Consider the following 23,046-nt stretch of genomic DNA (forward strand, 5'->3'; position numbering starts at 1 on the left):
TCTAAACCAATGGCAACGATATCTGCCCTCCTGTATCGTTAACGATGTAATCATTACTACTGGCAATTGAGGTGCATCGAATGAAAAAGAAACTTGGAATATTGGCAACAATGATGCTTGTACTTGTTATGGCAACAGGATGCAGTCTATTTGGAACGAAGGCAAACGGACTGATTATGTATGGCTCGGAGGAGCAAATCAAGAAAGCGCTTGAAAACACAAAGAATGATGTCACGAAGACAGAGGATTTTGTGTTGAAGTACGATGCAAAACAGGCGGATGACCGCGTCATTGCCATCAGCAAGACAACCGCGCAGGGCTTGTTCAATGATGGACTGCTTCAGCAAGTGAAGGATAAAGATACAACCGAAATCATTTCCAAATTACCTGAAGTGACAGGTGATCAAGCAGTTATTTTTGCGAAGACGAGTAAAACAGTGGCAGAGCTGAAGAGCGTGAAGTTAGCTGGGCAATACGGCGGTGATATTGTGATTGGAGAATCGCGCGGATTTGCCAAAACGATTGTACTGTTGGATGATGCAGCGTGGGAGAAGCTGAAGGCAGACAAGCTTGGCTTGACGGTTGCTCATTTCAGCAAGGATCCGAAGCATAACATAGCGGCTTTATCTGAAATCCTAGAAAAGGCTCAGATGGTCGTAATTAAAAAATAAATCACAAATATGAAGATACACCCTTCCGCAGTCTGCTTCATTTCAGTCTGCCAGAAGGGTGTTGCTCTATCTGTATCGTCCTCGCTTACTAAGTCTCCCGTATCGTTAAGCCTTCCATAAAGTGAAGACGAAAATAAGATTTGATGGCTTCCTTATCGAGCGGCTCATTCAGCTTGTTCCATTCGGTCGTAAGAGCCTTATACAATTGCAGCATAACAAAGCTGACTACCTTCGGGTCGCCTTGCTTCACCTCACCACGCTCCATAGCGACGCGAACTTCACGCTCTATGTATTCAAGCAATTCTTGCTCCATCTTGGCGAGCGCTTCCTTCGCCATTGGGGTACCGAAGTCGCGCAGTTCTTGAGACAGCTTCATTGCCAGCTCGTGGCGGCTTCGATAATCAAGTACGCGATCCAGTACGCGGTACAGTTTATCAATAAACGGTCTGTCCTCGGCAATTTCCCGATCCGCGATCTCCTTCATCTCATGAATGAGCTGCTGTAAAATCTCATCGAACAGCTCTTCTTTATTCGTAAAGAACGTGTAAATCGTCCCCTTGCCTACCTTGGCAATCTTCGCTACTTGATCCATCGTTGTCGCTTTGTACCCGAACAAAGCAAAGGATTGCGCTGCCGCTTCTACGATTTGTTTTCGGCGGTCAATGGTCATTCCCCCGCCTCCTTTCTCCTGGCACACATTTGACTGAATGACCAATTAAAGATTATAGTCATATGCCGTTATTTGAACCATATCATACCTGCCCTTGAAATTCAACTAAACTGAAGGAAAATGACCGCCTAGTTTCGTCGTATTTGGCTGATGCTTCCTTTCACGATTCCGGTTATAATGATTGTGGGTGAGAACATGCGAAAAAAGAGAATTATCCTTCTCTCGGAAGGATTCGGTACAGGCCATACGCAAGCGGCCTATGCCTTGTCGGATGGAATGCGGCAATTGGAGCCCGATGTGCAAACCCGCGTCCTTGAGCTGGGTAAATTCCTGAATCCGACGGTCGGCCCGCTGATCTTCGCTGCTTATCGCAAGACGGTAAGCACGCAGCCAAAGCTAGTTGGACTCTTGTATCGAAAAAAGTACAAAAAATCGCTGAACCGTGTCACGCAGCTCGCACTGCATCGCATTTTCTACACACAAGCTTCTCACGTGCTCGAACAATTGCGCCCTGATGCGATTGTGTGTACCCATCCGTTTCCGAATATCATCGTATCGCGCTTGAAGCGTTCCGGACTTCATCTTCCTTTATATACATTGATTACGGACTACGATGCGCACGGCACATGGATTAACCCAGAAGTTACGAAATACCTCGTTTCCGCTCCAGAAGTACGTGGCAAGCTGCTGGAACGCGGAATTGATGATAGCCGCATCGTCGTTACTGGCATTCCCGTTCACCCGAAGTTCTGGGAGCGCTGTCCGCAATCGGAAGCGCAGCATGAGCTCGGATTGCGTCCACTCCCGACTGTGATGGTAATGGGCGGCGGCTGGGGATTGTCACTGAATGAGGAGCTGCTCCAATACATGACGACCTGGCGCGATCACATTCAGCTTCTGTTCTGCATGGGGAGCAATCAGAAGGCGATCGCACGCATGGAACAGGATCCACTGTTCCAGCATCCGAACATACATATATTCGGCTATACGCAAGAAGTGTCGCGTCTAATGGATGCTTCCGATTTATTGGTAACGAAACCTGGGGGAATGACTTGTACAGAAGGAATGATGAAGGGCATCCCGATGCTCTTCTATGATCCGATACCTGGACAAGAAGAAGAGAACTGCGAATATTTCACAGAGCATGGCATGGGTGAAAAAATTGAATCGCCCGAGACCATTACACGTTGGTTCAACGAATTGAAGCATCACTATGACAGGCTGCGCGAGAAGCGGCAGCTTGGCGCTCTTGCAATGACGGATCCAGAGGCCTGTGCCCGTACCGTGTTGCAATTGCTGACGTAATCATCTACGATTAGGATCTTAGCCAAGGAGTTGAGTGCAACATGTTGTTTACTGGAGTAGGCTTCGTCGGATACGCCCTAATCACGCTTGCTCTTCTCATGAGAGCTCTCGGCTGGATTAGCGGCACATTCCTGTTCGCTGCCATTATTGTTGCCGGGTTTTTCTGCTTCGGTATCGTTGAGAATCGCCTAGGCATCAGACATCGAATGGTTCGATATGTAGATTATGCGCCGCTTATGGTGCTTGTCATTGCTTACGTGCTGTATCAGGATAATACCGTACGCTACACTACAACTGCCCTGCTGCTTCCATTAAGCTTGCTTAGCTCATGGATCGCAGTTGCTATGGCGAAGACGAAGAGGTATCGTACAAGGCCGAAGATCGATGAGCAGCAAGGGCCTCCCAAATATCAATAATGAGGAACTTACATGTTCCACAACATATGGATGAGTACGGTGACCATGCGTGAGTATGTTTATTGCATTCTCATTCCTATGCAAAAAAGAAAGGGCTATCTCTCAGCAGCCTCGCTGCATGATGGATAGCCCTTTTCGTAGCTTTCAGCACCTATTTTCAGCAATGGGTACTCTCTATTTCACTACACTTCCACCAAACAGGAAGCGATATTCCCAGCTCGTATTGCGAATATCATCAACTCGAACGCCACCGGAATCTTTCGAGTACGTATGAATGATTTTGCCATTGCCCAAGTACATGCCGACATGCGTAATTCGCTCTTTTGATTTATCTACATTTTTATAACTGGACGCGCTCGATCCCTTATAAGTCATAAAGAACAGCAAATCCCCGCGCTCCAACTGGCTTATGCTCTTTTTCACGCCGCCTTGATCCTGAATATAAGCGCCCTGCTTGCGAGAATCTGCAGGCAGTACGATGCCTAGCGCTTCCTTATAAACATGACGTACAAAATCGGAGCAATCGAATGTTTTGGTAGAGTTCCGATCGGAACCGAATTCATAAGGAGTGCCCATGTATTTCTTCGCTACGCTTTCCACTTTGTCCATCTTTTCAGACTTGCTGGGGGAGGTCGATGAGGAATCATTGCTGCTGTTCGAATTTCCCGGGCTATTCGAGCCGGATGAAGCATTTCCTACTCGTATATATTTGCTCTGAGAGCTTATATACCCCGTGTTGCCTTTGGTATCCTTCACCTTGTACCAACTGCTGTTGGGCTTGTCCAAAATCGTAACGGATTCGCCTGTCTTCACCAATCGTATGATTGAGGATGAAGTGCTCGGCTTCGTTCTCAAATTAACAGATTGCACAATCTCTCCTTTATTCTGATTAGAGCTTGCTGTAGATGCGGCCTGCACCGCATTGCTTGCAGGCGCAGCTTGCAGTGACGGCACTATCATTTGACCTGCCATTGTGAACATCATTACGCCTAACAGTAATTTCTTCTTCATAGGAAAATCCTCCTCTAAGTTGTTGGTCATTACTGTAATCGCGAACCGAATGTTGAGTCGATGTTCATATGAACAAGATGTCAATTTTTTCTATTTTTAATTTTAAATTCTATATTTGTAATGACATCCCATTTCCCCTACGCCATAATTATATAGAGTCTTCTTTGCCGGTTACTATCGGTCTATTCTCTTAAAAAAGACAAATTTGTAACCTTTTAATAGGACTATTTGCCTAACACTTTCCAGTAATAGCAAAACTTTTTACAATATTTAGATAACCCTTATACTAGTTCTGCATCACCAATGCTTGAAGCCCGCTCCCCTTCTCTCTTGTTTATATAAAGAAAACACAAAAAAACGTGCCCTTGAGGACGACCATATCGCCACTCTTGGACACGTTTTTGTTTTCTATCATATGTTTTACACCAATTGCTGCTGTGCTGCGCTACTCGATTCAGCATCCATAGGCTCCACATGCACATGTACATGGGTAATATTATGCTTTCGCTTCATTCGATGCTCTATGTCATCACAAATATGGTGCCCCTCAATCAGACTTAGCTTCGGATCAACCTGTACAACAACATCAACAAGCACTAAGCTCCCGTGGAGGCGGGCCTTCACTTCCTTAATCATGCGTACGCCTTCCGTGCTTTCCACCGTCTTGCGCAGACGTTCCAACTGCGCCTCATCAAACCCATCCGTCAATGTATGGGTTGCATCCCGGAAGATGCCCCATGCTGTCTTGCATATAATGAAGCCAACCGTTAATGCGGCAAGCGGATCGAGCCAGCTAAGACCTAGCTGAGCGCCAAAAATACCAACGGCTGCGCCAATACTTACAAACGCATCGGAACGGTTGTCCTGTGCTGCCGCCATAAGCGCTTGATTGCGAATGCGCTCGGCCAGCCGCTTGTTATATAAATACACTACGTACATGACGATCGCGCAGCTTAGCGCCACCCATCCCGTGAGTGGGTTCGGCGTTGTGGATTCGCCATTGAACAAGGATTGTACTGTGGATAGGATCACTTGAATCCCGACAGTCGCCATAATAAAAGATGCAATTAAGGCAGCGATTGTCTCCGCCCGCAGGTGACCATAGGGATGGTCGCGATCCGGCGGCTTCTGCGAAATGCGCAGTCCGATAAGAACGGCAAGCGAGGCGACGATATCCGTTAAGTTGTTCCATCCATCTGCTTGCAGCGCCTTCGATTGGTAGAATAAGCCAATAGCTAGCTTGAATGCGGATAAGGCGATATAGGCAGCAATGCTAATCCATGCACCTTTTTCCCCTTGTTTCATATCTGCATATATGTCCGCGCTCACGCTGACCCCTCCCTGACTCCTTATTCCGAGGCATATTTTGGAATATGCCGTTCCAACCCGGAATCCTATCTTACCTCAACGATCCCGTGTGGGTCTATAGAAACAGTGTTGCCTCTTTTTACAACAATTGAACCGGCAACAACCTGTTGGAACCGGTAAGAAAAGTTGTACTCATTAAGGAAAGTTGTTCACGAGCAACAATGTCACATTATGTTAGAATGTGCAGTCAGATGGAAAAGTATTCTTTTCTGGCAGGCTAGAGCATGGACAGGCTTTTATAGCAATAGCTTTAACCGAAAATATGGTGGATGGACCGGATACAAAACAGGATCACGAGGCAGGATCTTCTCTAATCTGGGCTGGTCCGACATTAGAGGCTAAGCTCATGCCAGTCGCCTCATTCTATTTGCTGCTTGCGTTTGCGTGAACGACAACCTGCCTCTTCGCCGCTTCCCATTGCACGCGCAGTCCGCTGTGTTTCGCAACCTCGCGTACCGGGACATAGACCTTGTTGTCAATCAAGAAGCCTTGCGAGTTCTCTCCCATTGCGCCTTCCCAAATGACCTTTACCCGCTCAGCACGCAGTTGCTGTTCAGAATTCGGATCTGAAGCCGAATTCGTTGGCGGCTTCGTTTCACTGGGGGCACCTGACATTGCTTCTTTTGCCTGCGCCACCATCTCTATAAATTGCTGCCAATGCGGCAGCAGTCGGGATGGACAAGCCTTCCCGCTCCAATGGCGATGCGGCACGATGCGCTCAGGCGCAATGCTGTGCCGGATTGACAGCGTGGCCAGCAGTTCAGCTGCATTGCGCCATGCAACCTGCTCGTCGATTCCTGCGTACATGCACACCTCTACTCCAATGGACAAGGCATTCCCAGGGCCTGTCCCATCCCCTGCATGCCATCCCTGCTCATTATCTCGCAAATGTTGATAAACACCCTTATCGTCCACCGTGTAATGCCAGCTCTTCTTCGCACCTCCGCTGCCATTCAGCAAATATCTCGAATGCGCTTCTGCTGTTGCTCCGGCATCCGTATTGTCCGTATTGTGCACGGTAAGATACATCGGCTTCATGGCAAGGTTCGGCTTATTCCCTCTTCCATCTGGAAGTAAGCGCTGCTTAATGTCGATGCTCATCATGAATTCCCCCTTTTCCCTTCAGCACTTCCACCGCCTGCTTAATAACCGGCGGCAGCGGCACGCCTAGGCGCCCGCCATTTTCAATGATCGACAGCAATTCGTTCGCCATATAAAAAAAGACCGTCGCATCCCTTAATAGATGCTGCCCTCCAAGCACAACATCCACCTGATGCGCGATCGATACGATGACAAAAATGAACACCTTGCGCGCAATGCCGATAAGCCCCACGCTGCTGCGCAGTTTGCCTTCAGTTCCGGCTGCCATAATGCCGGTGATGTAGTCCGCTACGGTCATGATAAGCAGCACTTGCAGCAGCATCGGCCAGCCGCCAAATAGCAGCGCAGTGACACCTCCGCTGGCCGCAATACTTGATTTTAGCAGTACGTCCCATCTTTCCATGTAAATCCCCCTTTGAAATTAAAAGAGCCCTCGCGATAACGCGAGGACCTAATCAATATCCAAAAGCCTCCCAACTTTGGAAATTTAAAACCTGTTGATCAAAATGTCCATATCCTCTTCTTCCAGTAATCATAAATCCATTTGGCGCCCACTCAATGTCTGCGCTAAAATTTGCGTACTTTTCAGAGTTGACATAGCAATCTGTAGTTGTACCAGCACTATTGTTTTGTCCCTTTATGAAAACAAGTTCAACGTAACTTTTAATCCAGAACCCTGGATCACGTAGATAAAAAGTCGCCTTGGCAATAACTATAGATGGTTCAAAAGCCAAATTTTCAACATCTATTTTATCCCATGTTTCACTATTTCTACCTTCATGCTTCAACTCTGTTTTTATATGTCCGATTTTTGCAGCTAGCGTAGCAAAATCATCCGATGCGGATGCTGGTACTCCCTTGGCGTTGATTGCACCCGCTATGCGATTTTTCGCGTCAACGCCAGATTGAAAAAGATCTTGTGACCAAGCTCCCCATGAGCCGTTTCTCTTAGCTCTCGTATAATAACTATTTCTATTAAAACAATATGCATTTTGCACGCACCAAAGTTCATTGTGGCGAATATGTTCAACATAGTGCCATTCATTAGTTGGCGCACCAACCATGTCGGCACCCATATACCACCCAGTAAGTAAGTCTGTATTTAAGTCTGCTACAACCTTAGCATTAACCCCTTCGGTAACTTGATGTTTTTGCCAAGGTTTGCTGTCTGTATATACTTTTGCATTCGACTCAGCCTGATTAGCCTTAGCTTGAGCACCTTCTGGCGTCTCTTTTGCATTCCATGCATTACGTTCGGCTGCAGTGATATGCTTTGTAGCATCACCCGCATGTGTACCTAATTCCCCTACTTTTTGATCCGTGTACTTCTTCGTATCCTCGATTGCTGAAGCTACCTCAGTCTTCTCCGCTGCCTTCTCCTGCACTTCTTTTAAAGCTTCGTACGTCTTATTCATTTGCCAGTTCAGCCACGCTGCGGGAGGCTTGTCCTGTACTTTCCAGCCTTCGTCCAGCTTGCTTTGCGGGGGCTTGACCCCTTTTTCCTTCCATTGTGGAAGCTCTTTTTCAAACGCCATGAATCGTCACCTCATTTTTCATTCGTAATGGTTCCTAGTAAATTAAGAGCATGAACATGCTAATCCTAGTTGTTGAGATAGTTTCCTTAGTAAATAGAATTTTTCAATAACAAAGTCATTTATTTTAATATGGATGACTTTGAATAAATATTGATATGTTGTTAGCGAAAAAATTTCAACTACTCTATTGAACTATCACTCTACACGGGCAACGTATAGTCATTCCCCGGCACATAAAAATCACCCAGCGTGCCACCTACGGTCATTGTCTCATCAGCAAGGCCGTACTCGGATTGTTCAAGCGCATCGTAGGCAGAGGCCAGCTCGAACGAACCGGTCAGGCCGACCTGCGTCACGCGGACACCAGCCGCGACGAGACTCTCAACGAGTGAAACGAATTGCGATGGACTTAGTCCGACCCCATTCAACTTCTCATAAGGCACTTCCGTAACCTGAATCGCTGCGGGCTCCGGTTGAATCGGGTCATCGTACTGCTCCGCGATGCGGAACTCGTCCGGTGCTGCTTGAAGAGCTAGGGCGAGCACCTCGATGACAGAATCCAAGCTGCCGCTTGAATTCATGCGAGCGAGCTTAGAGCGCAGGAGCAAACGATACACCTCGTCGGTCGCTTGACCGCGCGCTTGTCCCAAATTGCCGCCGATTTCATCCAGCGCGGCACCTTCTGCCTGTTCGATGCTTCTCCATTCCGATATTCGCTGGATCGTACTGCTTAGCTCATTCATTTGCTTCAGCCATACATTTACAAGCTGAGCGAAGCGGCTGCCTTCCTTCGCAATGACATCCGGCAGCAGCTCCATTACCTCTGGCAGCTTAAACATAGCTCACCGCCACCTTTATCCGTTCAGGCGCCACTCTTGCCACTTCATACAGTGGAATGCTCACGTTTCCGCTGACGAATTCGCCATCGCCGAGCTTCACCTTCAGCTCAATAACTTCCTCGACGCCAGCCACATTCTGAATGGCTGCCAGCAAACGACTGTACACGATGCGTGAGCCTTGCGGAAGCCCCGTATAATCCTGCTGATCCGCGCCAACGCCGCCAATATACTGTGCAATCGCCGTGACGATGTCCTCCTTCCCACGAGAAGAAAAACTCGATGTTGCCTTTACTTCGGCCTCAATATGAGCATCGAGCAGCTTCATGCGGCTGAAGCGCACATCGTGCTCACCACCGCTGACATCGCGCACCTTTACGGTTTTCGTTCCGTCTGTTCCAATACCCGCTGCTTTTTTCTCAAAAATCGTCTGCGCGATCCGCTCATCCTGACCCCCATACACATACGTACGAATCGACTTCGCTGGAATGCCTTCGTCGTTCGTCTGCATCGTATCATTCACGCGTACAGCCGCTGATTTCACGTCTGGAATTTGCAGCAGAGCGGATACAATTGCGTCCACGGTTGCAGCATGGCTGCCATCACGCGCGGCGCGCAATCGGTCGCGGAATTCGACGTCATTTTCCCGCTCACGTCCCTCTGCCATACTGGCCGGATTTGTAATACTCGTAATCTCCTTCACGGAAGTGAGCATTTCCGTAATGGAGCCAGCAGGCACATTGCCGATAATGCCCGGCACAATTGCTACAACAGCAACTTCTCCATTGCCTGAATCGTCCAGTACGCAATCATCCGCCGTCATGAACCACACGCCTGATTTGGTACCAACCTGTAGTCCTGCTGGAACGGTATACTTCGGAATGCCTGTCAGCTTGATTTCCCCGTAGGCCGCCTGTTCCAGCTTGCGGCGCAGCCCATAAAATACGGCCAGGGCATCCAACTGAACTCCTGTTGCATATTGAATGTACGACTCGTGGTATACCTGCTCGACATCCTCCCACAGCACAGACAAATGCCATGCAAAGAGCTGCATCATCATGCCAAGCGGCGATGTTTCCGATGTATTGATGTCCTGTCCGAGCTGCTTGCCCAGATCCTCCACCATTTCCTCATAAATTTCGTGATAGGTTTTACGCTTCAATCCCGCTGCCGTCAGCATAGATAAGCTCAACCTCCTCTCCTTCAGAGCTTGTCATGACTAGGCGTACTTGAGCCGTACGCGAATGCTTATCTAACGTCACTTCAACATCCTCAACCGATTGAATGCGGGGTTCATCCATAAGGCTGCGCATAATTGCCTCGCGAATGGTATCCTCATCTGCCTGCTTGCCTACCATTCGCTCCTGATCCAGCCCCATATCCGGCGCAAAAAAATACTCGCCCAAGCGAGTACCTAATCGGATGCGAACCGCTTGCGCCAGTTCCTCACGCCCATCGATCCAAGCAATTTGTCCATCTGATAGTTGAAGATCTCCATCATGAAGCGCCCAAGTCCTCATCCTCCAGCCACCTTTCCGACAATGACGCCGCCCCCCTTATTAGCCTCTGTAAATACAACCAGTACGCGGCTTCCGCTTTCGATTACGATGTCTGCTGCCTGCTCTAAAATCGGCAATTGATAACGAATAAGGCCGGTCTCGCCTTCCAGCTCCACATCAGCCGTCCCCGTTCCCATGCTTACAATCGTGCCTAGCTGTGCCCCTGCCGTTCCCGACATTTTATGATCCATCCAGGCTTCCAACGCACTAACTGCTCGATTCGCGCCCATAGCGTCACCTCCTCGTCGCTTTTTATTCGCTAGTCCTATATCAACTGGAACCTCGAAACTAAATTTTGACTAAATCCACTTCCGTCACGAATTGATCCATCGAAATGATATGCTTGCCCCGCTTCACTCGATACACGCCGTCAAAATCCTCACTAACTAATCGAAGCTGCGCATCTGCATACAACCGATAATTCAAGAGTGACGTCACGCGAACACCTTTAACCTTGTCCTCTTCATATGATTGCGGGCTGTCAATTAACCCGCTGTCTGCGGATAAGAGAACAATACCAGTTACCTCTAATCCGGCACCTGCAAGCGGTTTGAAATACAGCTTGCCTTGCCGTGTAAATACCTCTGTGTTGCAGTCACGAGCTGCCCGGCGTATCGACGCAACTGGATCGCCTTTCACAACGAATCCCTTCATATAAGAATGATTAGAACCGAGCTGCACAGCTCCATGCGGAATTTGCACCCGACTTAGCAAATCATGAATGATCTCACTAGCCTTCGTGCCCGGCCGATACGTATGTGCCATCTCGTATACGGACACCGTCAAATCATCCTTCACTTGAATCGTCGTCACCCGATCCATCTGCTCCCGTTTCGTTCGCACCTCAACAATGTTGCCCTGAAGCACAGTGCCTAGATCCTTGCCGTACCCCGCATTTACAATGACTCGCATCCCCGTGCGAATGTTCGCCAGCGTATGCTTGGACAAGTTATACAGCTCCACGGTGGATTCATTTGGTTCATGGTTATCATCAAAATCCACGTGAACGTTCATCGTCAGATCACCGTAGTTGAATCGATAGCCGCCAATTAAAATTTCACACCCGCGATTAAATAAGTATTCCATCGTCATCCCCCAAGTGCAGATGAACAGACCTTCCAAGCGTATCCCACGTAATCTGTTCTTCCGGATTATCCCCATAAGGGACGATGAGCTCGAGCGGGAACTCCCGCGTCTCCATACTGACGAACAGCGGCACTCCCCAGACCAGCTTTACGCCAAGCGCCAACGGAGTATCCCCTTCCGATAAATCCACCGTAAAATAATCATGGGTGGAGTTGTAGCGCACTTCGAACGTATAGGTTCGATCGCCCAAATCCATATCAAATGAGTAAGGAACAAGATCTTTGTCGATCCCGATGATCGCCATCCTTCTCCTCCTTTCTGAAGCTTCCTAGCCTTACCGATCCTGTATATATTGCCTGCCGCCACCGCCTGATGCAAAGGTCTTTTTCTTCGTCTTCTGGGCAGCACTAAGCATAATAGACATTCCTGGCATCAATGGCACCCCTGGAATGACAAGCTGGTTGACTGCCCGAATGATCGTTTCACTAACACTATAATAAGTTGCAATATCTTTTACGGATTGCCCGTTGCGTACTGTATGCGATTCCGGCTTCGGACGATAGGATGTATTCCGCTTGCCGGAACGACTCTTCGGCTTCACGGCCGCCTTTTTCTTTGGTGGCAGCTTACTATACGCTGGTTTGACGATGTTGACCTGCTTCAATGACATCGTGAAGGACATGCCATTGGCAATCGAGCTGTCATGGGAGGTGCGCAAGCTGGTGATAACACAGTTCAGCATCATATTGCGGCCTGTATATTGCAGCAGCTTGCCCTCATTCATTGCCTTCACCAAACGCTGCTTGAAATTGGCTGCCTGCGGCCCGATCAGCAACCCTTCCAGATGCAGACTTGCTGTATCCCTCTGGATGTGATCCGTAATGGTGCCGCCCTTCTCCACATTGTGACTGCTCACCTGCACCGAATATTCCGGTTCCTCCGAGATGACGAACAGTTCTACTCCGCCTAATTTGCTTTTTCGCGTATTAATAGGACATCATTCCTCCTTCCGCCACCTGCGGCCTCGGGAATGGCTTCGGTTTCGGCAGCTTGTCTTCAATGCTCCGCTGGAACGCTCGGAAAGAAGCATCGTATTGCTCGCGCGCGATCCGTTTAATCTCTTCTATCATGCGGTTATCAATGTAGCCGTTCACATTCAAGTTCATCGTGACATTGCTGTTCGCGCTGACTTCCATACTGCCGCTTGCTGCTGGGCTAGTCCCAGGCATATTTAGCGTTTGGTCATTTGATGCAGAGGAAGTCAATGTCATTGTTCCGGATGGGTCTGAATCTGGTGCCGGCCCGAAACTTCCACGTGATCCAGAAAACGGATGTGAAGTTGAAGATGTAGAAGCAGCTAGCACACGGTTCTTTGCAAATATGTTGGATCTCACCATGGCAGAAGTTTTCTTCTTGTCATCCTCAATGTTCTCGTTGTCTTGGTTCTCTTCGTCCTTGGGGAGTAAAAACTTCTCTGCTGCCCATAGGCCAGCATCTACTGCTAGTCCGCCCAGAAATCCAACAGGATTCCATCTCAAAAATCTTGTTGCCTTGCTTACTGTACGAGCGCCTTTTAACAACTTTCCTAGCCAGCCAACCTTTTTCGTTGCAGAGGCTACCTTACTCGCGTTGGAAGCAGAGGAGGCTGCCTTAGCTGCTTCGGATATAGATTGAACGGTTTGAACGGTTTCAGCCGTTGATTGAATAACAGCCGATGTCTGGACAGTAGTGGAATCTGAGTTCCCCTCTTCCTCCGCTTTCTCTCCCCCTCCGAACAATCTCATCGATACACTCCCGACTGCCGCCCCAAGTATCCCCCATTTACGATACTTTTTTGCTTTACCCAACAATCCGCCGCCAGCGTTCTTCCCAGGTGCTGATCCGGATTTACTGCCGCTTGTTTGCGGATTGTTCTGTGGAGTACCTTGCCCTTGCGTACCTGTTCCTGAGACAGCCTTGCCAAGATCCTGTTGAGGGTTAAGTGCCGGGGACGCTGACAGCTTCTGTCCTGCAGATGATCCCGCAGCGGGAGATCCTTTTCCTCCATTTCCTGCATTCGCGGCTTGTCCAAGATTCTTATGCGGGGAATTTCCAACGGCTCTATTCTGGCCTTGAGATGCCCTCCCCAGTTCTCTGAAATCATTTTTCTTCTTATATGTCGGTCTTTCAAAGTTCTTACTTTTTGATCTGCTTATCGTTTTATTCGCACGTCTTTTGCCATACTTCGCTTGACTTAATCTTCTGTTTGTTCCTCTTTTCTTTTTCCGTTTATCCTTCTTCTTCTCGGAAGTTTCGTCCGCAGCTGAAACGTCGCTTCCTTCCCCACTGCCGGTACCGCCAGAATCTCCAGTACAGCAGCACTTCGAAGAATCTCCACTCTTCTCATTTTTTCTTTCTGGAGGAATTCTTTTACAAGCTTCGTATTCTCTTTCGCATCCCTAATCTTCGTGACCTCATCATTCAATTGGTACACAAAATTGAAACCAGACTGCACCCAATCCAGCAAGGACTTCGATTTGTTCTCTTCTTTCTTCCCCGACTTGCCATTTACCGTGGTGCTGACCTGCACCAAGGCAGATATGCTTTGGGACTGCACGGAAGCAAGGGTTGCCGACAGCTGCTGCGACAGCGAAGAGGACAACTGCTGAGCGATGGACACAGCAAGCTCATTCGTGTTCTCAATCTTAACCTCGCCGGAAAGTGATGCATCCACATTCGTCGTTACCGAAACGGTAGGTGAATTCGTTACACTTAAAGACATCACTTGTCTTTGCAAGGCAGTGATCATCGTGCTCATTTTGGCAGAAAAATTGCTTTCTGCAGAAGCGGAAGCAGAGGAAGAGGCCGAAGCTACAGCGAGCCCCCCTATCTTCGGCGTCTTCTGTCTTGCTTTTCGCTTCATCTCCGCAGTTTGTTCCTTAATGCTGTCCGTCAATATGCGGGAGACAACGCCCATCTCATCGAGCTTCCCGTTCATTGTGCGCAGTTCGCGGTGAATATTTTTGGAGATCCGATCATCCATTGGGTTAACTCCCTCCTTTCCCGTACATCCATTCCACAGCGGCGGCGGCTTCGCACAATTCCTCAATGCTCATGCCGCTCGCTTCTGCATACGTAATGCCGCCCCGGCTGTTCAGGACGACACGCCAGAACAATTGCCGGAGCGGATTGCGGGAGATGGATTGCTTATACGTCGGATGATTCGGATTCCAAGGGTGTATCGACCATGCCCAAGAAGCGCGCACACTCGAGCCAGAGCGGCGTCATCAGATCGGTCTTCTCTTCAAGACCTTCCCAGCTTAGGCGCGGAGACACGATGACATGTTGGAGGAAAAAGTCCATCGACGCTTCCAGCTTCCACCCCCCGTCTGCCTTCAATGCTGCATCATACAATCGCATGAGCGCCCGCGCGCCCGGATGCTGCAGCACATATTCCTCAGTTTCGATCGTTACTGTCTTTTGCTTGCTCACAAGTAGCCACCCTTTCCGAATCCTTTTTTATTGAAAATTAAAATTCACTATTCTGTTCGATGCGTATAGTCGAGCACTTGGATTTCAAATTCTCAGGTATTGTACATCGATGGACAAGGTTACCCAAAATGCTGTAAAGACGCGGCTTTACTGGGTTTCTGTTTGGTCAGAGTTGGACAACGTGATCCTATGTTTGACATCATTTTTGTGGGTAGAGTGTGGGTAATGCGGGAAAAGAAAAAAGCCCTAGCGTAATTGCCGGGGCTTTTACCTATGTTTCAATTGATCATATGTTCCGGATCAAAACAATAAAGAGCCAAGGAACTATTCCTTTGGCTCTTCTTCAACGTATTCCAATAAATCATCTATAGATTCCAAATTTAATGCCTTGTATATCTTTGTAAGGTTTTCGGGTGACCAAGCTTTCGCTTTATTATCCACAAGATCGTTTATTGTATTGGGTCTAATACCTGTAAGCTGATGAAGTTTATAATTAGACCACCCTAATTCTTTTAACTTTTTATCAATTATTAGTCTTATCATGTTCGCCACCTCTATAACAACATTAACAAATAAAGTTTAACGAATCAAGATAAACCCATTGACTATTAACGAAATTCGTTATATACTGGTATTAACGATAAACGTTTAACGAATTATGTTTATCGTGGGAGGTGAAGGGGAGTGAAGGATTTGGTTCAACTGCTTACGGCGATCATTCAATGCTATACCGCTTTCTTGATTTTTCGTTCAAGCCGTAAAAAGTAAAAAGGTACTTATCGTTGCGCCCCACGCAAAGTAAGTACCAGAGAGGTCAGTCGGCATGATGGCCTCTCTCCAAATCTTATCACTACCCTCACCTCAGATCAATATGTGCAGGAGGATGGACAAGCTATGAATTTCATCGTCTGGGTACTCATCATTGGGGCATTGGTTCTTAGTATCGCCGGGCTGATTAGGGCCCAACGTAACCGTAGGTAAATATCCTGAAGGAGGTTTTACCGTGGACAAGAAGGAAGTAAGTGATATCAAAGTTATTTATCAGTTCGTAGATACACTGCTTAGTGTGGTCATTCTCCTGGTACTTCTCAGCAAGTGACATGAGGGGCTTTTGCCCCTCTATTGGTTTATATACGAACAACATTGTATACTAATCTTAATTTATAAAAAGGAGGGGAACATAATGTTTAATCCTGATGGATCTATCGAGAAATTAAAAGCATTAATTGAAGTCTCCAAAAGCAAAGGGTCTGAAACTGTAGAAATTCCGCTTGATGAAGCTAGGCAGATTCTTAATCATTTTACGATCTTGAATCGTCAAGCGAATCGAATGAGTCGGTCGCTTGGTGAATTGAAGGATATGGCGGATCAAGGACGTTTGATAAGAATAGAGGATTGATATACAAACACGAGCCGCAGGGATGCCCTCCCATACAGCTCGTGTTTTTGTGTGGGCAAGCCCAACACATTTCCAGTATATCACATAATTGAGATAATGGAATGAACCGTTCGACCATCACCTCGGAGACTAACTGAGTCGTAGCGGAGTTGTGATGACCCACTTCCATCCAGGAAGATGCCATCTGTGAGCGCGCCACTGCCGATCTTCTGCTTGATGGCCGTCCTAAAAGATTCTACCGTACAGGGTGAATTCGTGACGACCATCCAAAGGCTCAAGCTGGATCCATATACGAGTGCCGTCCGAAACACCTTCCCACTCATAGTCGGCATGTTCTGCTGGCGGGCAATCTGCTGCCAACGCGCATCGTCCTGCAACGACATGGATATGCCGCCCTGCGCCCAATATTGGCTACGGTCAGACACCTGCAGCTCGGCAGCAGAACGAACCACCTGGATGCTATAACGGCGTGCAGCAGCGTCCCATACCAATGTACCTCGGGCATACTTTGCATTGAACCACCCGCTGCCGTAACCGCCTCGGCTACCCTTAACAGGAACATCGTTTTGGACTGTTATCGAAAGCACTGCCCCACTATCAAAATCGAAAAAACCGCCATTTACGGCGGCTAATGGCTGACTATATACATTTGTCCGGCATGGCCGTAACTGTATATCATTGGGCGAAGTTTTGAGAGTGTGCAGCACTACGCCGTTTGACGCAGTGCATTTTGAGTATGTTGCTTTGCTCAATCCCTCGCCCCCTTAGTGAGGGACACTATCTTATGTACCTGATCCCATCCCACATGGAGACCGCAAGCTTCGGCAATGGAACGAACAGGAGCATAGGTAACGCCATTGATAAGGATGCCGTCTTTCACTTGTTCTCCTTCTAATTCGATCGTTACATTGCCCGGTTGTGTATCCGGCTTTGGTGCAGGTTGCGGATTGTTCTGACTGATCATTTCACGATCAATCATGTTCAAAAACTTCGACCAGTGAGGAAGGATTCGGCTCGGACAGTTCTTTTTCGTCCAGTGGCCGTGAGGCACTACCCGTTGAAGCGTCAGGCCATGTCGTTTCAATAGCTTCGCCACAAGCCAAGCGGCGTTCTTCCAAGCAACCTCTTCGTTCATTTCATCGTACATACATATTTCAATGCCGATGCTCGTCGAGTTACCAGGCCCATTGCCATCTGTGCAATGCCAACCCTGCTCGTTGTCGCGCAAATGCTGGTAAACCTCATTATCATCCACTGTGTAGTGCCATGAAGCTTGTCTTCCGCCGCTTCCGTTCAATACATAACGAGAATGTGATTCAGCGGTTGCATCCGGCTTCGTGTTATCGGTGTTGTGTATCGTGATATATTGCGGATTTTCCATAGGTTTGTCTGGCTTGTTCGGACGTCCGTCCGGAAGAAGCCGTTGTTTAATTTCGATTGTCATGATTATCTACTTCCTTTCCCTTCTCGTTCAATTGTTCAAGAAATGCAACTAACTTCGGTGGTAAGTCCACGCCGTAAACTCCCAAGTTTTCAACGACAGATAGCCCCTCACGTCCGGCATAAAAGAATATCGCGATGGTTCGGAATAGGAGTGAACCAGGTTGGATCCAAGAATCGATGAGAGCGGCCAGACCAATCACGAACAGAATCGTAATTTTTCGAATACCACCCCAGAACATAACCTCGCTGTTCAATGTTTTTGTTTTAATAGCGCCAAGAACACCGGTAACGTAATCAGCGGCCATAAGTGCAAGTAAAAAAATCAGAGGCTTATCCCAACCACCTAACAAAGATCCGAGTGTTCCGATAAATGCAGCGCCTGCCCCCAAGGAAGCCTCTTTTGCATTAGCTCCTGCAGCGGCAGTCCATACTGTAAGTCCTAACTCTTTAAAGCGATCCATACTTATCCCCCTTTAGGTGAAATATAAATAGCCCCCGACATTAGCCGAGGGCATAATAAAAGCGCCACCTATGCGGTAGCGCCTTATTGTGCTGTGCCGTTGATTACTTCGTTAACGGCGTCTCTGAGATTGTATAGTTTCGGAACTTGCTCCATTTTGTAAACTCCAACCATGACCAGTCCAACCCATACCTTCACAAGCCCACTATCTTTCGTAAAATTCATTCAAATCACCCCTTCTTATTGCGGTGGTGCAATCATGATAGTCAACTCTGCAACCGACTGTTTAAGCTCGTCCACTTCTTCGCTCAAAGGCTTTTGATAGGTTGGTTTCTCTGGCTCTGGCTGATTCGGATCAGGATACGAAAATTCAATTTCTTTTGTGATTGGATTGACTCGGTAGCCATTACTCACCGCAAAGTCTTTGGCGTACTGTTTATATTCCAGTTCAATGTAATCAAAAAACTCTCGATTGCGTTCAGACAGGGCTGTATACACTTTAATGTCGTGTTCGATGGTTGTCACGAACACATCCCCCGAACGCTCACCAGTATCAACCAGTTTTTCGCCTGTTACTATGTCATAAAAGATTCTACGACCGATTTTCAACCGTATCCCTCCTAACCATAGACTATTACGCTTGCTGGTTTATTGCTGTCATCTTCATAACGCGATACGGGTACTACAAAACTGGTAGGTGTTATTGTAGCCAATACAGATCCATTTAGTTCAGGTAGTGTATCCCGGAAAACTACTTGATGATTATACGATGCTCCGTTCACTGATATAGCTGGGTTGGTATACAGATCAAAAGCTGCTAGTTGACTATAGTATTTGGAGAAAACGACAATGCCTTTTGCTTGGAAACTCAGTCCGGTGACTACAATGTAATAAAGTCCCCACGTAGTTGTGTCACCTTCTGAGATAAGGAAATTCTTAGGCCACTCAGATACGGACGTCGTAATCCTTGCCATTGGCACGCCCGTAGTAATCTGGCTAATTTTCTGCGCCAATACCGGATAAGTGTCACTGCCCGATGCTGGTATTCCTTTGCCAGTGATAGCGGCAGCGACTTGATTTTTCCCGTCACTGGCTGATTGAAAAGCCTCGTTTGCTCTGTCATATGCGGCTTTTACCGCACTTTCTGTTGCAGCCACATTAGCACGCGTGCCATTTGTTGCTGTGGATAGCTGTACAATTCCAGCGGCAGAAGTAGTCGCACCTGGTAATCTAGCGGCCGCCATTGTGCCCGTTGTAATATCGCTTGCATCGTGTTTATGTGATCCTGCAGCCTTACTGTTCCAATCGTTTCGTTCGGATACAGTAATGTGCTTCGTATTATCCTGAAGGTGTGCAGTAAAATCCGTCTGTTTGGCAGCTCCGATTGATTCCGGCGTTATCTTGGACAAGTCGATGTCCTTTACCTTCTGATCGGTGTATGCCTTTGCCCTTGCTTCCGCTGCATCTACATCATCTTGTGATGCAAAAATAAGAGAGCTATCGATAATCGCCGAAACATTTTGGGCTTGGCCAACTATGATAATGGCATCTATAGACTTTTCGATTATATCGGCACCGCCTGCAGGTGGAATATATTCAGCATTTGCCCCGCTATTCCCATAGCCGTATAATATTTCGCCCTCGTCAGGATCCTGGGCGAACACCCCCACTTCCCGAAAATAGAAACCCGTCGTTACCTCTTGGTTAGATAGAACAGCTCCTAAAACTGCTTTACCCTGCCCTTGAAGCTTCAACTTCGTGAGCGGCAATGATTTTTTCTCATTTATTAGCTTTGTCAATGTTGGAATGCTCTGTCCTACTAATTGTCCATCACCAATGCCGATCCGGGTATACTTTAGTTCGATACCCGTTTGAGCTTTGGCCTGCAAATTACGGCCTTTATTTGTGAGGACGATCCCTCCGAACGCTCCCATCTATATCACCATCTCTACTGTCATTTTTTCGCCCATATGCAGTACTCCAGCGTAGTAGAGCGGCATGTCCTCTATTTGCCCAAGTATGACTTTTTCAAGCTTGGCAGACAGTCTTTTTACTGATTCAACCGCTCTAATAAATTCCTGCGCTCTCTTTTGTGTCACTTCTGGATTGCTTGTCTTAACCTGGAACCTATATGGCTGCCCGTCGTACTCCCACCATTCTTCCACTTGGCCATCACCAAATAGAGTCGTAATCAACTCTTCTATTGCGCTCGGCGTTCCCTTCCGTCTATGCCAAGCAATTGAGTTTTTCACCAGCTCCCGCCGCTGCTCAAGTGGCAAGGCTGGGTCATAGAAATCTACATGATACTGCCATGCTAACTCGTCCGTTTCCTCATTAGTCCATTCATTGAAACGATCATAGATAGATAGTTTACGAATATCTTCTGTCACTGCGCGCAATTCCGAATTAATTGCCTGCGCAGCTGCCGCGATATTTGGATCTGATCTCAAATTAGAAGGCAAGATATCAAGTAAGTTGACTTGTTGAATGTTAATCATCTTCAAACCCTCCGAACGTGATGTTAACCGTACCATCCTTAGCTACCTGTGTTGTTCCTACCTCAAGGTATACGGGCGTGGCTACATCGACGCGCAATGCTCCGGCGGCCATCACGCGCCAGACAAGCTCCGATTGGTTTATAGCTCTGCCTAACTTCGACTTTTGCCATGTTCTATACTGATTCACTGCCTCGATTACTGCAGCTTGAATAGTAGTTGATTCTGCTGCTCTATCTCTGTTAATCCAGTACTTAATATTGATGTCATAGGAAACCTGAGTAGGTTTAGCAACTGTGACTTTATCGGTTAGCGGCCTGCGCTTCCGATCGTTCACTGACTCATTTACAGATTCAAGTATGTCAGATGACGGCAGCTCGCCACCCTGCATTAAGGGTACAACCACAACCTCCCCCTCAGCTGGAGAATGAACAGCCACATCAATGATAGATGAGCTCGCGGCCTTGGCCCAATACTGATAGGCTCCGTATGGCCCTGCTGTGCTAAACTGTTCCGGTGCAGTGCGTATTCTCTCTCTATACGAATTGTCTACCTCTTCGGCTGCACCACCGGTGCTTGTCGTCGTATTTTTAACGGACTGAATGAACGGTAGCGGATCAATCAAGACGTTTAATTGACCAGGCAAAAAACCATTGCCAACTATACCAGCGATAGAACATTTACAAACTACACTACCTGACTGTACTCCTGCAGGTATCTCGAAAACTTCTGTCGTTGAAAAGTATAGTTGGCCATCTCCTCCTTGCGGCCCAATTCGTGTTCCCGCAGGAATAATTGTGGCTGATACAAGCGGCATCGATAACCGGAATTCTACGGTTGTCATCGCTGCTGCAGCTTGCAAACGACTTGTTTCAGTGAACTCCCCCATTGCATCCAATTGTTCGCCCTGGGCATAACGTAAGAGATTGCTTGAAGCCGTCTGATTAATTAAAACTCGCTGCTGCACAATGATAGATGCAAGAGACATTAAAAAAAGCCTGATCGGATCCGCAGGGTATAATGCGCGTCCAGTCAAGCCTTCATAAACTGTTATGATGTCATTTGATACAGAAGTAACATCATCTTCTACAAATTTAAGAGTACTCAAATTTGCACCTCCTCAGCCAAAACAAACTTTACAAGCGGCTCCATTCGACCGGAAGCAGGGTCTTCAAAAATCTCCACTTCTGTTACTATCGCTCTCGGTTCTTGCTCCAGGACAGCTGCCATTATTTCACCGGTTAATCTCGCCTTTAATATTGGGCCAGGCTCATCCATTATATCTTGATTAAGTCCGATGCTTCGTGCTAAAGGTGCCGAACCTGCATATGTGGATAGGATAGTTCTTATATTCTGGGACACCTCAGCAATTAGATCAGCAGGAGCAAAATCGATTGCGAATTGTTGTCTCATGTCAACGGAATATATCATTTCACATATTCCTCCAATGAAATATTGGCTGTTGCAAATAGGATATTCCCCTTACCATCAATCGTCTTCCATGATTGTTCCAATGACGTGATTGTCCAGAGTCCAACTCCTACCGCTTTCCCCCCTACGATAAGCGGCATCGCCTTCCCCTTCCTATCCAATTCTACGAGCCTATCCAATTCCTTTCGCGGATTCAATCGGCGTTGCACGTCGAACCACATGGTAAAAGATATTGTATCAAGTCCCGGACCTATCCATTGGGAAAGAGGCTTTTTCCCTAACACCTCATGTTTTGCCCATCTGCCTGCACTGCTTCGTGTGAATTCATTGAAAGTCCGTATAGCTTCAGGAGACACCACAAATACAACTGGCCCGAGGCTGCCTATCTTATTCATAACTTCTCACCTGCTCTCGTGATCGAACCAGTAACCAGTAAATCTCCTTCAATTTTAACACCGCCTGCAGCCTTTACATTCAACGTGCCGGTAGACCTATCAAAATAAACATAACTCCCATCCTCATGCCATACCCCTAGCTGATTACTTGACGACGGAACAGCATCTGATTCGCCGTAGTATGTCCCAACCACAAAACCGTCATTTCCCGAAAAAGCACAAACAACCGAATCGCCAACTTTCGGCACGGCATATGTCTGTTCGCCCGTAGGCAGATACAAAATTGGGAGCTCATCCGACACCATATCATCCTGGTCAAAGAACGCAACACGGGCAGATGCTTTCTGTTCATTCACGCTCGATACAACACCAATCCTAATCGCGTTACGCATGA

General features: G+C 47.5%; 34 protein-coding genes. 4 read left to right on the forward strand and 30 right to left on the reverse strand.

Annotated features, from left to right (window positions below; translation table 11 throughout):
* Positions 1 to 80: 80 nt before the first annotated feature.
* The gene (locus PAV_RS00335; RefSeq protein WP_005542615.1) at positions 81 to 671 is read left to right on the forward strand and encodes a lipoprotein BA_5634 family protein; all 591 of its coding nucleotides are present in this window, start codon (positions 81 to 83) and stop codon (positions 669 to 671) included.
* Between the two features lie 88 nt (positions 672 to 759).
* Here PAV_RS00335 and PAV_RS00340 read toward each other — a convergent pair whose 3' ends face one another.
* Complete coding sequence (locus PAV_RS00340; protein ID WP_005542617.1) at positions 760 to 1,341, reverse strand: TetR/AcrR family transcriptional regulator; 582 nt, start codon at positions 1,339 to 1,341, stop codon at positions 760 to 762.
* Positions 1,342 to 1,536: 195 nt separating this feature from the next.
* Here PAV_RS00340 and PAV_RS00345 point away from each other — a divergent pair, with 195 nt between their 5' ends.
* Entirely contained in the window at positions 1,537 to 2,646 is a 1,110-nt protein-coding gene (locus PAV_RS00345; RefSeq protein ID WP_040735056.1) for a UDP-N-acetylglucosamine--LPS N-acetylglucosamine transferase, read from the forward strand.
* A gap of 41 nt (positions 2,647 to 2,687) precedes the next feature.
* Entirely contained in the window at positions 2,688 to 3,062 is a 375-nt protein-coding gene (locus tag PAV_RS00350) for a hypothetical protein (protein ID WP_005542620.1), read from the forward strand.
* A 174-nt stretch (positions 3,063 to 3,236) separates the two neighbouring features.
* Here the strand turns inward: PAV_RS00350 and PAV_RS00355 are convergent, their stop codons facing one another.
* The 18 genes from PAV_RS00355 to PAV_RS00435 all read right to left on the reverse strand — a co-directional run bounded on the left by PAV_RS00355 (position 3,237) and on the right by PAV_RS00435 (position 15,572).
* Entirely contained in the window at positions 3,237 to 4,073 is an 837-nt protein-coding gene (locus PAV_RS00355; RefSeq protein ID WP_005542622.1) for a C40 family peptidase, read from the reverse strand.
* A gap of 420 nt (positions 4,074 to 4,493) precedes the next feature.
* Positions 4,494 to 5,378 (reverse strand): cation diffusion facilitator family transporter, encoded by an 885-nt coding sequence (locus PAV_RS00360; RefSeq protein ID WP_051135058.1) that lies wholly within the window; start codon positions 5,376 to 5,378, stop codon positions 4,494 to 4,496.
* Positions 5,379 to 5,804: 426 nt separating this feature from the next.
* Positions 5,805 to 6,542 carry an N-acetylmuramoyl-L-alanine amidase gene (locus tag PAV_RS00365; RefSeq protein ID WP_005542627.1) on the reverse strand — a complete coding sequence of 246 codons (738 nt, stop codon included), beginning with the start codon at positions 6,540 to 6,542 and terminating at the stop codon, positions 5,805 to 5,807.
* Positions 6,526 to 6,945, reverse strand: a complete 420-nt coding sequence (locus PAV_RS00370; protein WP_005542628.1) for a phage holin family protein — start codon at positions 6,943 to 6,945, stop codon at positions 6,526 to 6,528. The genes PAV_RS00365 and PAV_RS00370 overlap by 17 nt, the downstream gene beginning before the upstream one ends.
* Positions 6,946 to 6,997: 52 nt before the next feature.
* Positions 6,998 to 8,077, reverse strand: a complete 1,080-nt coding sequence (locus PAV_RS35715) for a pyocin knob domain-containing protein (RefSeq protein WP_005542631.1) — start codon at positions 8,075 to 8,077, stop codon at positions 6,998 to 7,000.
* A gap of 200 nt (positions 8,078 to 8,277) precedes the next feature.
* Positions 8,278 to 8,916, reverse strand: coding sequence for a hypothetical protein (locus PAV_RS00380; protein WP_005542634.1), 639 nt, complete (start codon positions 8,914 to 8,916; stop codon positions 8,278 to 8,280).
* Positions 8,909 to 10,093: a baseplate J/gp47 family protein gene (locus PAV_RS00385; protein WP_005542636.1), complete on the reverse strand. Its 1,185-nt coding sequence runs from the start codon at positions 10,091 to 10,093 to the stop codon at positions 8,909 to 8,911. Before PAV_RS00385 ends, PAV_RS00380 begins: the two co-directional genes overlap by 8 nt.
* On the reverse strand, positions 10,065 to 10,433 hold the full coding sequence (locus PAV_RS00390) for a contractile injection system sheath initiator (RefSeq protein ID WP_005542637.1): 369 nt from the start codon (positions 10,431 to 10,433) through the stop codon (positions 10,065 to 10,067). The genes PAV_RS00385 and PAV_RS00390 overlap by 29 nt, the downstream gene beginning before the upstream one ends.
* Positions 10,430 to 10,702: a hypothetical protein gene (locus PAV_RS00395; protein WP_005542638.1), complete on the reverse strand. Its 273-nt coding sequence runs from the start codon at positions 10,700 to 10,702 to the stop codon at positions 10,430 to 10,432. The genes PAV_RS00390 and PAV_RS00395 overlap by 4 nt, the downstream gene beginning before the upstream one ends.
* A 58-nt stretch (positions 10,703 to 10,760) precedes the next feature.
* Positions 10,761 to 11,558, reverse strand: a complete 798-nt coding sequence (locus tag PAV_RS00400) for a phage protein (protein ID WP_005542639.1) — start codon at positions 11,556 to 11,558, stop codon at positions 10,761 to 10,763.
* Complete coding sequence (locus tag PAV_RS00405; protein ID WP_005542640.1) at positions 11,542 to 11,862, reverse strand: phage baseplate plug family protein; 321 nt, start codon at positions 11,860 to 11,862, stop codon at positions 11,542 to 11,544. Before PAV_RS00405 ends, PAV_RS00400 begins: the two co-directional genes overlap by 17 nt.
* A gap of 30 nt (positions 11,863 to 11,892) precedes the next feature.
* Positions 11,893 to 12,549 carry a LysM peptidoglycan-binding domain-containing protein gene (locus PAV_RS00410; RefSeq protein WP_326847689.1) on the reverse strand — a complete coding sequence of 219 codons (657 nt, stop codon included), beginning with the start codon at positions 12,547 to 12,549 and terminating at the stop codon, positions 11,893 to 11,895.
* Positions 12,545 to 13,342 (reverse strand): hypothetical protein, encoded by a 798-nt coding sequence (locus PAV_RS00415; protein WP_005542642.1) that lies wholly within the window; start codon positions 13,340 to 13,342, stop codon positions 12,545 to 12,547. Before PAV_RS00415 ends, PAV_RS00410 begins: the two co-directional genes overlap by 5 nt.
* Entirely contained in the window at positions 13,339 to 13,701 is a 363-nt protein-coding gene (locus PAV_RS00420; RefSeq protein ID WP_005542651.1) for a hypothetical protein, read from the reverse strand. Before PAV_RS00420 ends, PAV_RS00415 begins: the two co-directional genes overlap by 4 nt.
* 90 nt (positions 13,702 to 13,791) lie before the next feature.
* Positions 13,792 to 14,580 carry a hypothetical protein gene (locus PAV_RS00425; protein WP_005542652.1) on the reverse strand — a complete coding sequence of 263 codons (789 nt, stop codon included), beginning with the start codon at positions 14,578 to 14,580 and terminating at the stop codon, positions 13,792 to 13,794.
* 4 nt (positions 14,581 to 14,584) lie between these two features.
* Positions 14,585 to 14,803: a hypothetical protein gene (locus tag PAV_RS34350; RefSeq protein WP_157266525.1), complete on the reverse strand. Its 219-nt coding sequence runs from the start codon at positions 14,801 to 14,803 to the stop codon at positions 14,585 to 14,587.
* Entirely contained in the window at positions 14,745 to 15,029 is a 285-nt protein-coding gene (locus tag PAV_RS00430) for a hypothetical protein (RefSeq protein ID WP_005542653.1), read from the reverse strand. The genes PAV_RS34350 and PAV_RS00430 overlap by 59 nt, the downstream gene beginning before the upstream one ends.
* Before the next feature lie 324 nt (positions 15,030 to 15,353).
* Complete coding sequence (locus tag PAV_RS00435; protein WP_005542654.1) at positions 15,354 to 15,572, reverse strand: helix-turn-helix domain-containing protein; 219 nt, start codon at positions 15,570 to 15,572, stop codon at positions 15,354 to 15,356.
* Between the two features lie 640 nt (positions 15,573 to 16,212).
* On the opposite strand from PAV_RS00435, the gene PAV_RS00440 reads away from it, so the two are divergent.
* On the forward strand, positions 16,213 to 16,428 hold the full coding sequence (locus tag PAV_RS00440) for a hypothetical protein (protein WP_005542655.1): 216 nt from the start codon (positions 16,213 to 16,215) through the stop codon (positions 16,426 to 16,428).
* A gap of 80 nt (positions 16,429 to 16,508) precedes the next feature.
* Here PAV_RS00440 and PAV_RS00445 read toward each other — a convergent pair whose 3' ends face one another.
* The 11 genes from PAV_RS00445 to PAV_RS00490 form a co-directional block, all read right to left on the reverse strand.
* Entirely contained in the window at positions 16,509 to 17,180 is a 672-nt protein-coding gene (locus PAV_RS00445; RefSeq protein WP_005542656.1) for a phosphodiester glycosidase family protein, read from the reverse strand.
* Positions 17,177 to 17,872, reverse strand: coding sequence for an N-acetylmuramoyl-L-alanine amidase (locus tag PAV_RS00450; protein WP_005542657.1), 696 nt, complete (start codon positions 17,870 to 17,872; stop codon positions 17,177 to 17,179). The genes PAV_RS00445 and PAV_RS00450 overlap by 4 nt, the downstream gene beginning before the upstream one ends.
* Positions 17,856 to 18,332, reverse strand: coding sequence for a phage holin family protein (locus tag PAV_RS00455; RefSeq protein ID WP_005542658.1), 477 nt, complete (start codon positions 18,330 to 18,332; stop codon positions 17,856 to 17,858). The genes PAV_RS00450 and PAV_RS00455 overlap by 17 nt, the downstream gene beginning before the upstream one ends.
* Positions 18,333 to 18,415: 83 nt before the next feature.
* Complete coding sequence (locus PAV_RS35185) at positions 18,416 to 18,556, reverse strand: hypothetical protein (protein WP_005542660.1); 141 nt, start codon at positions 18,554 to 18,556, stop codon at positions 18,416 to 18,418.
* Between the two features lie 15 nt (positions 18,557 to 18,571).
* Positions 18,572 to 18,940, reverse strand: a complete 369-nt coding sequence (locus PAV_RS00460; RefSeq protein ID WP_005542662.1) for a hypothetical protein — start codon at positions 18,938 to 18,940, stop codon at positions 18,572 to 18,574.
* A gap of 11 nt (positions 18,941 to 18,951) precedes the next feature.
* Positions 18,952 to 20,265 (reverse strand): tail fiber protein, encoded by a 1,314-nt coding sequence (locus tag PAV_RS32025; protein ID WP_005542663.1) that lies wholly within the window; start codon positions 20,263 to 20,265, stop codon positions 18,952 to 18,954.
* Positions 20,266 to 20,829 (reverse strand): phage tail protein I, encoded by a 564-nt coding sequence (locus PAV_RS00470; RefSeq protein WP_005542665.1) that lies wholly within the window; start codon positions 20,827 to 20,829, stop codon positions 20,266 to 20,268. It abuts the gene before it with no gap.
* Positions 20,822 to 21,934 (reverse strand): baseplate assembly protein, encoded by a 1,113-nt coding sequence (locus PAV_RS00475; RefSeq protein ID WP_005542667.1) that lies wholly within the window; start codon positions 21,932 to 21,934, stop codon positions 20,822 to 20,824. The genes PAV_RS00470 and PAV_RS00475 overlap by 8 nt, the downstream gene beginning before the upstream one ends.
* Entirely contained in the window at positions 21,931 to 22,257 is a 327-nt protein-coding gene (locus tag PAV_RS00480; RefSeq protein ID WP_005542669.1) for a GPW/gp25 family protein, read from the reverse strand. The genes PAV_RS00475 and PAV_RS00480 overlap by 4 nt, the downstream gene beginning before the upstream one ends.
* Complete coding sequence (locus PAV_RS00485) at positions 22,254 to 22,652, reverse strand: phage tail protein (RefSeq protein WP_005542671.1); 399 nt, start codon at positions 22,650 to 22,652, stop codon at positions 22,254 to 22,256. The genes PAV_RS00480 and PAV_RS00485 overlap by 4 nt, the downstream gene beginning before the upstream one ends.
* Positions 22,649 to 23,044, reverse strand: coding sequence for a phage baseplate assembly protein V (locus PAV_RS00490; protein WP_005542673.1), 396 nt, complete (start codon positions 23,042 to 23,044; stop codon positions 22,649 to 22,651). Before PAV_RS00490 ends, PAV_RS00485 begins: the two co-directional genes overlap by 4 nt.
* Positions 23,045 to 23,046: the final 2 nt, after the last annotated feature.

It is taken from the genome of Paenibacillus alvei DSM 29 (genome assembly GCF_000293805.1).
In the GTDB taxonomy this organism is placed as follows: domain Bacteria; phylum Bacillota; class Bacilli; order Paenibacillales; family Paenibacillaceae; genus Paenibacillus_B; species Paenibacillus_B alvei.

Coding starts and splice junctions, on each gene's coding strand:
- PAV_RS00340 (WP_005542617.1), bottom strand. CDS start 1,341: ATGACCATTGACCGCCGAAAACAAATCGTAGAAGCGGCAGCGCAATCC.
- PAV_RS00345 (WP_040735056.1), top strand. CDS start 1,537: ATGCGAAAAAAGAGAATTATCCTTCTCTCGGAAGGATTCGGTACAGGC.
- PAV_RS00470 (WP_005542665.1), bottom strand. CDS start 20,829: ATGATTAACATTCAACAAGTCAACTTACTTGATATCTTGCCTTCTAAT.
- PAV_RS00420 (WP_005542651.1), bottom strand. CDS start 13,701: ATGATTTCAGAGAACTGGGGAGGGCATCTCAAGGCCAGAATAGAGCCG.
- PAV_RS00350 (WP_005542620.1), top strand. CDS start 2,688: ATGTTGTTTACTGGAGTAGGCTTCGTCGGATACGCCCTAATCACGCTT.
- PAV_RS00405 (WP_005542640.1), bottom strand. CDS start 11,862: ATGGCGATCATCGGGATCGACAAAGATCTTGTTCCTTACTCATTTGAT.
- PAV_RS00425 (WP_005542652.1), bottom strand. CDS start 14,580: ATGGATGATCGGATCTCCAAAAATATTCACCGCGAACTGCGCACAATG.
- PAV_RS00360 (WP_051135058.1), bottom strand. CDS start 5,378: ATGAAACAAGGGGAAAAAGGTGCATGGATTAGCATTGCTGCCTATATC.
- PAV_RS00390 (WP_005542637.1), bottom strand. CDS start 10,433: ATGAGGACTTGGGCGCTTCATGATGGAGATCTTCAACTATCAGATGGA.
- PAV_RS00370 (WP_005542628.1), bottom strand. CDS start 6,945: ATGGAAAGATGGGACGTACTGCTAAAATCAAGTATTGCGGCCAGCGGA.
- PAV_RS35715 (WP_005542631.1), bottom strand. CDS start 8,077: ATGGCGTTTGAAAAAGAGCTTCCACAATGGAAGGAAAAAGGGGTCAAG.
- PAV_RS00435 (WP_005542654.1), bottom strand. CDS start 15,572: ATGATAAGACTAATAATTGATAAAAAGTTAAAAGAATTAGGGTGGTCT.
- PAV_RS00385 (WP_005542636.1), bottom strand. CDS start 10,093: ATGCTGACGGCAGCGGGATTGAAGCGTAAAACCTATCACGAAATTTAT.
- PAV_RS00450 (WP_005542657.1), bottom strand. CDS start 17,872: ATGACAATCGAAATTAAACAACGGCTTCTTCCGGACGGACGTCCGAAC.
- PAV_RS00400 (WP_005542639.1), bottom strand. CDS start 11,558: ATGGAATACTTATTTAATCGCGGGTGTGAAATTTTAATTGGCGGCTAT.
- PAV_RS00455 (WP_005542658.1), bottom strand. CDS start 18,332: ATGGATCGCTTTAAAGAGTTAGGACTTACAGTATGGACTGCCGCTGCA.
- PAV_RS00355 (WP_005542622.1), bottom strand. CDS start 4,073: ATGAAGAAGAAATTACTGTTAGGCGTAATGATGTTCACAATGGCAGGT.
- PAV_RS35185 (WP_005542660.1), bottom strand. CDS start 18,556: ATGAATTTTACGAAAGATAGTGGGCTTGTGAAGGTATGGGTTGGACTG.
- PAV_RS00380 (WP_005542634.1), bottom strand. CDS start 8,916: ATGTTTAAGCTGCCAGAGGTAATGGAGCTGCTGCCGGATGTCATTGCG.
- PAV_RS00335 (WP_005542615.1), top strand. CDS start 81: ATGAAAAAGAAACTTGGAATATTGGCAACAATGATGCTTGTACTTGTT.
- PAV_RS00490 (WP_005542673.1), bottom strand. CDS start 23,044: ATGCGTAACGCGATTAGGATTGGTGTTGTATCGAGCGTGAATGAACAG.
- PAV_RS00365 (WP_005542627.1), bottom strand. CDS start 6,542: ATGAGCATCGACATTAAGCAGCGCTTACTTCCAGATGGAAGAGGGAAT.
- PAV_RS32025 (WP_005542663.1), bottom strand. CDS start 20,265: ATGGGAGCGTTCGGAGGGATCGTCCTCACAAATAAAGGCCGTAATTTG.
- PAV_RS00440 (WP_005542655.1), top strand. CDS start 16,213: ATGTTTAATCCTGATGGATCTATCGAGAAATTAAAAGCATTAATTGAA.
- PAV_RS00485 (WP_005542671.1), bottom strand. CDS start 22,652: ATGAATAAGATAGGCAGCCTCGGGCCAGTTGTATTTGTGGTGTCTCCT.
- PAV_RS00395 (WP_005542638.1), bottom strand. CDS start 10,702: ATGGGCGCGAATCGAGCAGTTAGTGCGTTGGAAGCCTGGATGGATCAT.
- PAV_RS00415 (WP_005542642.1), bottom strand. CDS start 13,342: ATGAGATTGTTCGGAGGGGGAGAGAAAGCGGAGGAAGAGGGGAACTCA.
- PAV_RS00480 (WP_005542669.1), bottom strand. CDS start 22,257: ATGATATATTCCGTTGACATGAGACAACAATTCGCAATCGATTTTGCT.